Consider the following 12,546-nt stretch of genomic DNA (forward strand, 5'->3'; position numbering starts at 1 on the left):
AAACAAACGGGATCTCAAATAAAATAGATATTGACTATTTTTTATATTTTATTCCAAACGTTTCCTAAGTATTTCTCAAAGGGAACATGTTCTATGTCATAGGCTTCCGCAACCGCATCATATACTACATCACCTTTGATGATGTTCAATCCTAATGCTAAATCTCTGTTATCCTGACAAGCTTTTACCCAGCCCTTTTCTGCCAATTGGATTGCATAAGGTAAAGTGGCGTTTGTTAAAGCTAAAGTAGAAGTGTACGGCACAGCACCTGGCATGTTAGCCACACAATAGTGAACTACATCATCAATGATATAAGTCGGGTCTTGGTGAGTAGTTGGCTTACAAGTTTCAATACATCCACCTTGATCTACGGCTACATCAACAAGTACTGTTCCAGGCCTCATTTCTTTTAACATATCTCTAGTAATTAAATGTGGTGCTTTTCCACCTGGGATCAACACAGCTCCTACTATTAGATCCACTCTATGTAGCATTTCACGAATATTGTATTCACTAGACATGAAAGTATTGACGTTTGCAGGCATTACATCATCTAAATATCGTAAACGCTGTAAGTTTACATCCATTATAGTTACATCAGCACCCATTCCGGCAGCCATTTTAGCAGCATTAGTACCTACAACTCCGCCACCTAAAATCATCACTTTTGCTGGTCGTACACCTGGTACTCCACCTAATAAAATACCTCTCCCTTTTAACGGTTTTTCTAAGTACTTTGCTCCTTCTTGTATAGACATTCTACCAGCAACTTCAGACATTGGTACCAAAAGGGGCAAACTTTTGTCTGCTTTTTCTACTGTCTCATAGGCCAAACAAATTGATTTGTTTTTGATCATTGCCTTAGTCAAATCTTCATAAGCGGCAAAGTGGAAATAAGTGAATACTAACTGATCTTCTTTAATCAATTCATATTCCTCTTCAATAGGCTCTTTTACCTTCATAATCATCTCAGCTTTCGCATAAGTGCTTTGAATGTCAGGTAAAATTTGAGCACCTGATGCTACATAATCTTCATCTAAGAAACCGCTACCTTCACCTGCAGTTGCCTGTACGAATACCTGATGACCTCTTTTGGTCAGCTCCTGTGTACCGGCCGGTGTCAAAGCGACACGGTTCTCGTTGTTTTTGATTTCTTTTGGTACCCCAATGATCATAACAAAATAATTTTAATGTTTCCTAATGGGGGCAAATATAAAGCAAACAATAGAAATTCCTGTATTTGCTAAGGGTTTTTTAAGTGCGTTTATTGAATAAATTTTAAATCAAATTAATATTTTATTTTGATTACCTATAGTTCGTTAATGTTTGGTGAAATATTATTTTGACAGAATGAAAAAAGCCAAAAATATAACCTGACATATGCTTTCCAAACACTTGTTAGGCTTAACTGGTATATTAGGATTTGAAAGCCTCATCATTTTGGTTATTTTTGTTGAACTTACTTTTAAAGTGAGCTGTATTTTTAATAAAAAGAGAGCTGATGACAACCACCAAAAGCAATAAGAAGAATAAAGTTAGTATTTCGAAGGAAGAGATTTTAAATGATTTTCGTTTAGGATGGGAGAGTAGACATGCTAGTCTTATGGGACGAAAAGAGGTTTTCATGGGCAAAGCCAAGTTCGGAATATTTGGTGACGGCAAGGAGTTAGCACAACTAGCTATGGCTAAATCTTTCCAAAATGGAGACTTTCGATCCGGTTATTATCGTGATCAAACTTTTATGTTTGCCATCGGAGAGTTAGGAATACAAGAATATTTTGCACAACTATATGCGCATACTGATGTAAATGCAGACCCTGCTTCTGCTGGCCGTTTAATGAATGGCCACTTTGCTACAAGAATGCTGGATGAAGCTGGGAAGTATACAAAATTAACAGAAAGTAAGAATAGTTCTTCTGATGTTTCTCCTACTGCAGCGCAAATGCCAAGATTGGTGGGTTTAGGTTTTGCATCAAAATTATTTAGAGAAAACAAGGAGTTAAATAAGAAGGAATTTGAGCAATATTCTATAAATGGTAATGAGGTTGCTTTTGGGACGATAGGAAATGCCTCCACTTCAGAAGGGATGTTTTACGAATCCATCAACGCTGCAGGAGTTTTACAGATTCCTATGTTAATTTCTATCTGGGATGATCACTACGGAATTAGCGTTCCGCAGGAATTCCATACGACCAAAGGCAGTATTTCTGAAGCTTTAGCAGGTTTTCAAAGGTCCAAAGATAAAAATGGATATGAGATATTAACGGTACGGGGTTGGGATTACGAAGCTTTGGTAGAAACCTACCAGAAAGCTGCTAAAATTTCTCGTGAAGAACATGTTCCCACAATGGTGCATGTTTTGGAAATGACGCAACCGCAAGGGCACTCCACCTCTGGATCACATGAACGATATAAGTCAAAAGAGAGATTAGAATGGGAAGCTGAATATGATTGTTTGATTCAATTCAGAAAATATATCCTGGACCAAAAGATAGCATCTGAGAAAGAACTTGACGAGATAGAAAATGAAGCTAAAAAAACTGCAAAAGATGCTAAAGATGCTGCATGGAAAGCTTTTATTGGTGAAATAAAAGATCAACAGAAAGAAGCACTGGACCTACTAAATAATTTGGCAGAAGAAGCTGGGAATAATGAAATTTCAGAAATAGCTGCTGAATTGAAATCTGCCATGAATCCACTAAGGTTGGATAATATCAAGGCGATGAAGAAGTCTTTGAGATTGGTTATATCCCATGAGGGTGAAGCAAAGCAAAAAGTAATCAATTGGTTAAATGCAGTTACTGAAGAAGGGCATGATCGTTATAGCTCTCATTTATATAGCCAGTCTGAAGAATCAGCTCTAAATGTAGAAGTAATTCAGACTGAATATTCAAACGATCCTAAGAAAGTAGACGGTAGGGAAGTACTGCAAGCTTGTTTTGATGCTGCGTTGGCTAGAGATCCAAGAGTATTTGCATTTGGTGAAGATGTGGGAAAAATAGGAGATGTAAATCAAGCTTTTGCGGGATTGCAGGATAAGTATGGCGAATTGAGGGTGATGGATACAGGAATTAGGGAATGTACAATCATCGGGCAGGGAATTGGTGCAGCACTAAGAGGGCTTAGACCGATCGCTGAAATTCAGTACCTAGATTATTTATTGTATGCTATTCAGATTTTATCAGATGATTTGGCTTGCCTACAATATAGAACAAAAGGAGGTCAAAAATCTCCATTGATTATCCGAACTAGAGGTCATAGATTAGAAGGCGTTTGGCATTCGGGTTCTCCGATGGGTATGATATTAAATTCCATTCGTGGGATATATGTTTTAGTTCCAAGAAACATGACACAAGCGGCTGGTTTTTATAATACTATGCTTCAATCAGATGATCCTGCATTAATTATTGAATGTTTGAATGGATACAGATTAAAAGAGTCACTGCCAGAAAATGTGGGTGAATTTACCGTACCATTAGGACAACCAGAAGTGATTAGAGAAGGGGCAGATGTTACCATTGTAACTTATGGTTCAATGTGCAGGGTCGTAACGGATGCAGCTAGTCTGTTAGCTGATCAGGGTATTTCTTGTGAAATAATAGACGTACAGTCATTGCTTCCTTTTGATATTGACCACAGCATAGTAGAGTCCATCAAGAAAACCAATAGAGTCGTTTTTGCAGACGAGGATGTTCCTGGAGGTGCAACAGGATATATGATGCAAAAAGTATTGGAGGAGCAAAAAGCATATAAATTCTTGGATGCTCAACCGATAACTATCACATCAAATGAACATAGACCAGCTTATGCATCTGATGGTGATTATTTCAGTAAACCACAAGTGGAAGATGTATTTGACAAAGTTTATGAAATGATGCATGAATTCAATCCAGGTCAATTTCCTGCATTGTATAACTAACAATTCGGTATATTCTTATTTTACCATAAACCTGTCAGGTTTTTGATTTAATATTAAATCTGAAAGAGCAATCAATTCTTTCCAGATATCAGTAGATTAAACCTGACAGGTTTACTTTTTCAGAGAACAGTTTTTCTTAAGTTTAGAAAAATTGACCTTTAAAATACTCCATCTGCAATCCTATAAATAGGATCCGATTTCCCCATAGAGTAGTAATGAAGGCATGGAGCACCAAATTCAATCAATTCTTTTGATTGTTGTATGCACCAATCTATGCCTACTTCTTTTGCCGCAGCATTATCTCTGCATTTGTCCAATTCATCAACCAAAGTATCTGGTAAATCTAAATAGAAAGTCCGTGGTAATGCACTCATTTGCTTCAAAGAAGTTATGGGCTTTAAACCCGGAATGATGGGGACATTTATCCCTTCTGCTCTACACAGCTTTACAAATTCAAAGTATTTTTGGTTATCAAAAAACATCTGAGTAACCACATATTCAGCGCCTTTTTCTACCTTCTGTTTCAGGATTTTTAAATCTGATTTCATGCTTGGCGCCTCAAAATGCTTTTCAGGATATCCTGCAACACCTATACAGAAGTCAGTCGGTGTTGCAGATTGCAATTCTTCATCAATATATTTCCCGTGATTCATGCCTACCACTTGTTCCATTAAATCAATAGCATAGGCATGACCATTTGGATCTGGTACAAATTTATTTTCTGATTTTATGGGGTCTCCCCGTAAAACCAAAACAGAATCAATCCCTAAAAAATCAAGATCTATTAATGCATTCTCCGTTTCTTCTTTGCTAAATCCACCGCAGATAATATGCGGAACAGTATCGATATCGAATCTGTTTTTAATAGCAGCACAGATCCCTACAGTCCCAGGACGTTTCCTGGTTGTCCGTTTTTCTAATAAACCATTTCCTTTGTCTCGGTACACATATTCTTCTCTGTGATAGGTGACGTCAATAAAAGGTGGCTTGAATTCCATTAGAGGTTCTATGTTCTCAAACAGTGCTTTAATGTTCTGTCCTTTTAAAGGAGGTAAAATCTCAAAAGAGAATACAGTCTTTTTTGCGTTTGCTATATGTTCAGTTACTTTCATATTCTAGATTTTAGATTCAAGAACCTAGAGTCTAGACGAAGTCTATGATCTAGTGTCTAGGTTCTAGGAACTTTTCAATAATTTAAATTAGGTCTCAGCCACCGTTCTATGTCTTCAAATGATTGGTTTTTACGTTTGGCAATATCTTCCACTTGGTCCTTTCCAATTTTCCCCAGACCGAAATACCGACTTTCGGGGTGTCCAAAGTAGAAACCACTAACGGAAGCCGTAGGCCACATAGCTAAATTTTCTGTTAAGCTGATTCCTGTGTTTTTTTCTACCTCAAGCAAATTGAATAAGGTGATTTTCTCCGTATGATCTGGGCATCCAGGATAACCAGGAGCCGGCCTAATGCCTTTGTATTGCTCTCGAATCAAGCCTTCATTATCTAGGGTTTCATCTTTAGCATAGCCCCAATACTCTGTCCTGACTTTTTTATGCAATAGTTCTGCAAAGGCTTCTGCCAATCTATCAGCCAAAGCTTTGGCCATAATGCTACTGTAATCATCATGGTCGGCTTCGTATCTGGCCGTCATTTTATCCAAGCCAATTCCAGTGGTGACTGCAAAGCAGCCTACATAATCTGTGTAATTGGCTTCAGATGGAGCTAGAAAATCAGAAAAGGCATAATTAGGATTTTTCTCACCCTTTTTATTTTGTTGTCTGAGGGTATGGAATTCAGTTAGCTTTTCAGTTTTTTTAGCATCAGCAAAAACTTCGATGCTATCATGATTCTTTGTATGCGCAGGATAGAGTCCGAAAATGGCATTTGCAGTTAGCTGTTTATTGTCTATGATATCTTGAAGCATTTGTTGAGCGTCATCAAATAGCTTTTGAGCTTCAACACCTTTCTCAGGGTCATTCAGAATTTTTGGGTATCGCCCTTTCATTTCCCAGGTTTGGAAGAAAGGAGTCCAGTCAATGTATTCGGCTATTTCCTTTAAATCATAATCATGCAAAACCTCACTGCCGATTTTTTGAGGAGCATGAGGTTTATAGTTTTCCCAATCGGTTTGGTATTTATTGGCTCTAGCTTCTTCTATGCAAACATAATTCTTGGCTTCACTTCTTTTGCCATGACCAGCTTTTGCTTCTTCATATTCTTTTGCTATCTCAGCATAAAAATCGTCTTTATCTTTCCCTAAAAGTTTGCCAGCTACTGTTACAGAGCGCGAAGCATCATTGACATGGATTACAGGGCCTGTATAATTAGGCTTTATTTTAACCGCAGTATGAATACGAGAGGTAGTGGCTCCACCAATCATAACTGGAGTTTTCAGTCCTCGTTTCTCCATCTCTTCCACAACATAAATCATTTCATCCAAAGAAGGTGTTATCAATCCGCTTAGTCCTATGATGTCGACTTGGTGTTTTTCCGCTTCTTCCAATATTTTTTGAAGAGGCACCATTACGCCCAAATCTATAATTTCATAATTATTACAGGCCAATACCACTGACACGATGTTTTTGCCAATGTCATGTACATCACCTTTTACCGTGGCCATTAAAATACGTCCGTTGCCACTCTTGGCTTTTGGGTCTTTTGCTGCTTCTATGTAAGGTAGCAGGTAGGCCACCGCCTTCTTCATTACCCTCGCGCTTTTCACGACTTGTGGGAGGAACATTTTTCCTGATCCGAAGAGATCACCTACTACATTCATTCCGTCCATTAAGGGCCCTTCGATAACATCAAGCGGACGCTCTGCCTGAAGTCTACATTCTTCTGTATCTTCTTCTATATATTCCGTGATACCTTTTATTAATGCATGTTCTAATCTTTTATTAACATGCAAATTCCTCCATTCCTGCATAGCTTTTTCAGCTTTTTCTCCGGGCTTAAGATTTTCAGCATAGGACATTAATCTTTCTGTAGCATCAGCTCTTCTATTGAAAAGCAAATCCTCAACGTAATCCAATAGTTCTTTATCTATTTCATCATAAACCTCCAGCATGCCAGGATTAACAATTCCCATATCTAGTCCAGCTTTTATCGCGTGATACAAAAATGCTGAATGCATGGCTTCTCTTACCACATTGTTACCTCTAAAAGAAAATGAAATATTACTGACTCCACCACTGGTTTTTGCATTAGGTAGGTTTTCTTTTATCCATTTCACAGCTTCGATGAAGTCTACTGCATAGTTATTATGCTCTTCCATCCCCGTTCCGATGGTCAGAATATTTGGATCGAAGATGATGTCTTCAGCTGGAAACTGAGCTTCATTTACTAATAAATCATAACAGCGCTTGCAAACCTCGACTTTTCTATCAAATGTATCCGATTGACCAGTTTCATCGAAGGCCATTACAACTACAGCTGCACCGTAACTCTTAATTTTTTTGGCTTTGGCTATTAAATCTTCTTCGCCTTCTTTCAGACTAATAGAATTAACAATTCCTTTTCCTTGTAGGCATTTTAAACCAGCCTCAATCACTTCCCACTTAGAAGAATCGATCATAAATGGAAGTCGTGCTATATCAGGTTCTGAGGCAATAAGATTGACAAAGTTCGGCAAGACATTTACTGCATCCAGCATACCGTCATCCATATTGATGTCTATTATCTGAGCGCCTCCTTCCACTTGATCAATAGCGATATCCACTGCCTCTTCAAATTTTTCTTCACGAATTAATCGAGCAAATTTCTTCGATCCGGATACATTGGTCCTTTCTCCGATATTGACAAAATTTAGTTCAGGCGTGATGGACAATGGCTCTAGTCCACTAAGTCGCATCAATTTCTGTTGAGGTGCTATTTTATGCGGTTTAGATTGAGCAGCATAATCAGCAATGGCTTTAATATGTTCTGGCTGAGTACCACAACAACCTCCAATGATATTTACCAAACCTTCATCGAAATAGCTTTTAATAATACTGCTCATTTGGCTTGGACTTTCGTCATATTCTCCAAATTCATTAGGTAGGCCCGCGTTAGGGTGACAAGAAATGGCAACATCCGAAATTCTAGCCAATTGTTGCAAATAGACTTTTAGCTGGTCTGCACCTAATGCGCAGTTAAAACCTACACTTAGCAAAGGGAAATGACGAATACTGTTCCAGAATGCTCCTACAGTCTGTCCGGAAAGCGTTCTCCCACTAGCATCGGTAATGGTGCCAGAAACCATAACTGGAATATCAATACCTTTTTCATCATTGAGTTCTTGAATTGCCATCAATGCAGCCTTACAATTCAGGGTATCAAAAACAGTTTCCACCAAAAATATATCGACTCCACCAACAGCCAAGGCTTCGGCTTGTTGTTTATAAGCAATCTTTAATTCATCAAAAGAAATAGCCCTGAAACCCGGACGATTTACATCCGGTGATAGGGACGCAGTTCTATTGGTTGGTCCAATCGAACCTGCTACAAATCTTGGTTTATCGGAATATTCCTCGGTTACTTCTTTGGCAATTTTTGCTGACTGCTCATTGAGTTCCCAAACCAAATCCTGCATATCATAGTCTGCCATTGCAATGGTAGTGCCACTAAAGGTATTGGTTTCGATGATGTCAGCACCAGCATTTAAGTAAGCTCTATGAATATCCTTGATGATGTCAGGCTGTGTAAGGGACAACAGGTCATTATTACCTTTTAAATCAGAGGGGTAATCAGCAAAACGTTCTCCTCGGTAATCAGCTTCCGTGAGTTTATAGTTTTGAATCATGGTGCCCATTGCACCATCCAACACTAAAATTCTGTCTTTTAAAATATCTTTTGAAAATCGACTCATTCTGAATATTTATCATTTTTATATCCAGAAAGTGCCGTGAGAAAGGCTGTTTCTTATCTTTACCAGACTATCCGCCTGGATGGGAGTTAGCACCTTTTCCTTTTGCAAATGCATTGGAAGGGTTGCTAAGACTTCAAAGGGCCCAATCCCTCAGTCTTTCTGGATAAGTGAATCAAAGTAAAGCATAAAAAGCGAAATGGAAAAGTGATTGTTAAGAATTTTGTTTAATTGTCTATTGTTGATATTCAGATAAGGGTAAGCATGTTTTTGTAAACAAAGCCTACCAAAATAGCAAGACCAAAACTTAATAATGTGCCAATTAAAATGTATTCTGTAAGTTTTCGGTCCTTGGCTCTTGATAAATCACCGAAGCGAAATACTGATTTTGCGGCAATAAGAAAACCGATTGCTTGCCATTCTGCCATCAACACAAAACTGAAAACAAATAACCTTTCTAACATGCCGATGTATTTTCCTGCTTTTGATAATGAATCAGAATCAGAGTCTTCTGGCAAATCCCATTTTGACATTATGACTTTTATCAAAACCGCAACTCCGTAGGTGATCAGCAGAATATTTAGTAATAAAAACAGTACATTATTAGAAAGCTCAAAATTGAAATTGATCAGTTCAGGATAATAAAACGATCCTAAACCAATGATCACTGATAAATGAGCTATTTGGTCTAAGGCAAACAGGAATCTGCTGTTAATACTTTTTTCAAGATTGATTTTGATGATATCAATCAAATAATGACTGATAGGAATTATCAAGAAAGCCAACCAATATCGGGAATCCAGTTGCAATAGAATCAACAAAGCAGCTGCATGGATGATTATATGGAAATAAAGAAATTTTGATTTCGCTTTCTTTTGTTGCTTGTCTATTATCCAATGGTCTGGTTGAAACACAAAATCACCTAGTACGTGGGCCACTAAGGTTTTGAGGAGAAATGAAATCATAGAAGTTGGGTTTGTTGTTCATAGTATGTGATGAGTTGGTTTAATTCATCAAAGCCAGCTCTCTTCAAGGCTACACTGATATTTCCTTGTTTTTTATTTAGTTCTTCTGCTATTTCCTGTTGGTTTTTACTGGGGTTTTCAAATACCGTTTTGATGATATTCGCCTCTGTCGGAGTCCATTTGTTCCCCGTTAACAAGTAAAGTGCTATCATTAAATTTAAAGTATTGTCCCATTCTGAATCGAAACTTCTAATCATTAGATTTGCCTTTCTAAGGCTTTCAAAGCATTTTCCAGAATTTTGATAGGCCTCTCCATTAGATTCACTTATTTTTTGAGATTTATGCATTTCTCTACCAATTCCAATTGCCATCCGCACATCTTTACCTTTGATTTGTTTTATGGAAGCTTTGAGGTAAAATGCAGTATATAGTACTTTTTCGATACTTACTCTAAGTTGAAAACTATCACCTCTAAAAATCTCCCAATCTTTAGGTGATCCACCAAATTGATTTAAGCCTATCTTAAGCTGTTTTAGCCATTCTTGATTTTTACTGTGTGAAGAATTGATAATGTCTCCAGTTATTACTGCTATCATACTATCAAATATACAAAATTATATGACAATTATGGTATATTTAATATTATATGATATATGGCATATATTTTTAATTATATGATTTATATAATATTGAAGGGTAATAGGAAAAGTGGCACTACCTCAATTATTATTCTCTATTGTAACCTCATCAAGTTTTATAACCTCAACACTAGAATTTGAAGTTTGATCTAAGCCTATATAATAAAAGCAAATATCCCCCTCTTCGTCTTTTTCTCGATAAAATGCTCTTGATTTATTGATGCTTGAAATATGATGCTCCGTGGATAAAATAAATTGCAGCTCGTTGGATTTTAAGTTATAGGAGTAGACTTCATTTACCTCTTTCTTTCGATTTCGTACTAGATAAAAACCATCATTGGCATTATCTACAATAGCATACCAAATCTCCTTATTTTTGTCTTCAATTTCAGGGAATCTTTTAATTTCAGTTTGTTCATTTTTTAAATCATGAATGATGAGAGCGTTGGCTTCGGAATGATTAATAATTAGTTTATTGTCGCTAACATAATAGTCGGCTAAATGACTCATTCCTTGATAGTACCTTGCTTTCAATGGAAGTGGTTCATTCAAAATTAAAAGTTGTGAGTCTACTTTATGGATTAGTGCAAATTGATAAATACTGTGTTTCCTTGGAGCATTGGTATTAGGGGTTATCCCAACCACATAATCTGCAATAGGTATCTTCATTCCCGTTTCATACTCTTCAATAAAAAATACAGATGGAATTTCTTCCAGCATTGAAAACTTGTTGTTCTTAATCTGAACTCCCAACCCATGAGCTCCTAAGGCTACTGAAAAGGTGGAATCAGAAGTAACGACAACACCCATTACAGGCCCCCATTCTTTTTTCATTTTAAGTGTATCATCAATTAAACCGTTTCGATTGGATAATAATAGGGAGCTTGCTTTGTTGGGTCTAATGATTACTTTATCATCGATAGGAATTATATTTCCCATATCTGCATTTGCTCTGCAAAAGAAAAGATTTCCGTTGTTGACAGTCTGCGCATTACTTGGAAAATTATTGCAAATTATCAATGCTAATATGATTAAACTCAAGATAGTCTTCATGGTTCTCTGGGTTAAAGGGGTTGTCAGTATTGATTAATAGACCTTTTTCAGTTGGAATTATAACTGAAGGATTGATTTTGTTTTTTGGCAATTCTAATGTTGCTACGAGTTTTCCATTCAAATCGAAAAATAGTAAATCGAATTTTGAACGATAATAGACAGACTCTCTATCCTCATTTTCTCCAATTTCTATTGAGCGTTTGAATAGTCTAATTAATTTCTTTCGGTATGGATCATAGATTATTTTACTCAATTGCGAATTTCCAATTAAGGAGTAAAAATTTGAAGCATAGTCATTGATGTCAATGCTAACTGGCACTGCTAGTTTCGATTGTGAGATTTCAAGTTTAATTTTTTCAGTTTGACCTTCTTTAATGCTTGTTACCTCAGGACTCATCATGAATCCTACAAACATTTTATTATTATAATGATGGAGAATAGGACTTTCACTCCATGGAAACCATTTTCCATTTCTAAAATTCTCTTTGAATATTTTAGGGAAGTCAACAGACGAGATTGGTGTTATTGCTCCAGTCCTTAAATGCAAGTAGCTTAAAAACTCATTTTCAATAAAATCTTGTTCATCAGGGTAAAATGATTGCGTGGAAAAGCTGTGGAAGTACAATCTGTCATCGATAAGAAATGGAGCTGAATTGGCCGACCATCCAGCGCCTATTTCCATATCTTCAATTTCCCACTTCTGTTTTATTACTTTGCTAGTATCGGTCAAGTAGAAAGTAAGCGGGAAAGCTTCATTATGGAAAAATATGGAATCGAAATTATGTACATGAAAATTGACCAAACCATCAAAAGCATTAGGACCTTCCATCGGGAAATTAATAATCTTTTCGACTCTTTCACTTGTTAAATTGATAATTTCTAAAGCTTGAGGTTTCTGCTGCGATTGGTAGTCTATAAAGCGAAAAAGATAGTCTGTTCCTTCAATATTTTTACATTGAGTGGTTGAAATCATCTCGCGCATTGCAAAGTTTAGCTGTATTTTTTTCTTCTCAATTGTAGTAAAATCAATTTCTTGACCATCTTTCTCATCACATGAAGTGAATAATGAAATAATAATGATTAGGTATGTAATTCTGTACATTAACAATAAGATTGGTTTACAGCTGTTAA

General features: G+C 36.8%; 8 protein-coding genes and 1 riboswitch. Of the genes, 1 reads left to right on the forward strand and 7 read right to left on the reverse strand.

The window, feature by feature from the left end:
• Positions 1 to 41 precede the first annotated feature (41 nt).
• Complete coding sequence (ald, locus tag Q3Y49_RS12295) at positions 42 to 1,175, reverse strand: alanine dehydrogenase (protein ID WP_303268527.1); 1,134 nt, start codon at positions 1,173 to 1,175, stop codon at positions 42 to 44.
• A gap of 326 nt (positions 1,176 to 1,501) precedes the next feature.
• On the opposite strand from ald, the gene Q3Y49_RS12300 reads away from it, so the two are divergent.
• Complete coding sequence (locus Q3Y49_RS12300; protein WP_303268529.1) at positions 1,502 to 3,919, forward strand: alpha-ketoacid dehydrogenase subunit alpha/beta; 2,418 nt, start codon at positions 1,502 to 1,504, stop codon at positions 3,917 to 3,919.
• 158 nt (positions 3,920 to 4,077) lie between these two features.
• On the opposite strand, the gene metF is transcribed toward Q3Y49_RS12300, so the two are convergent.
• The 6 genes from metF to Q3Y49_RS12330 form a co-directional block, all read right to left on the reverse strand.
• Entirely contained in the window at positions 4,078 to 5,031 is a 954-nt protein-coding gene (metF, locus tag Q3Y49_RS12305; RefSeq protein ID WP_303268530.1) for a methylenetetrahydrofolate reductase [NAD(P)H], read from the reverse strand.
• 74 nt (positions 5,032 to 5,105) lie between these two features.
• Positions 5,106 to 8,762 carry a methionine synthase gene (gene metH, locus Q3Y49_RS12310; protein ID WP_303268532.1) on the reverse strand — a complete coding sequence of 1,219 codons (3,657 nt, stop codon included), beginning with the start codon at positions 8,760 to 8,762 and terminating at the stop codon, positions 5,106 to 5,108.
• A gap of 50 nt (positions 8,763 to 8,812) precedes the next feature.
• A riboswitch (SAM riboswitch) is annotated at positions 8,813 to 8,932 on the reverse strand.
• 75 nt (positions 8,933 to 9,007) lie between these two features.
• Positions 9,008 to 9,724 carry a DUF3307 domain-containing protein gene (locus tag Q3Y49_RS12315; RefSeq protein WP_303268534.1) on the reverse strand — a complete coding sequence of 239 codons (717 nt, stop codon included), beginning with the start codon at positions 9,722 to 9,724 and terminating at the stop codon, positions 9,008 to 9,010.
• Positions 9,721 to 10,320 (reverse strand): transcriptional regulator, encoded by a 600-nt coding sequence (locus Q3Y49_RS12320; protein WP_303268536.1) that lies wholly within the window; start codon positions 10,318 to 10,320, stop codon positions 9,721 to 9,723. Before Q3Y49_RS12320 ends, Q3Y49_RS12315 begins: the two co-directional genes overlap by 4 nt.
• A 123-nt stretch (positions 10,321 to 10,443) precedes the next feature.
• Entirely contained in the window at positions 10,444 to 11,415 is a 972-nt protein-coding gene (locus tag Q3Y49_RS12325; RefSeq protein WP_303268538.1) for a hypothetical protein, read from the reverse strand.
• Positions 11,366 to 12,517 carry a DUF4221 family protein gene (locus tag Q3Y49_RS12330; protein ID WP_303268540.1) on the reverse strand — a complete coding sequence of 384 codons (1,152 nt, stop codon included), beginning with the start codon at positions 12,515 to 12,517 and terminating at the stop codon, positions 11,366 to 11,368. The genes Q3Y49_RS12325 and Q3Y49_RS12330 overlap by 50 nt, the downstream gene beginning before the upstream one ends.
• Between the last annotated feature and the right edge of the window lie 29 nt (positions 12,518 to 12,546).

Source organism: Marivirga harenae (assembly GCF_030534335.1).
Lineage (GTDB): Bacteria > Bacteroidota > Bacteroidia > Cytophagales > Cyclobacteriaceae > Marivirga > Marivirga harenae.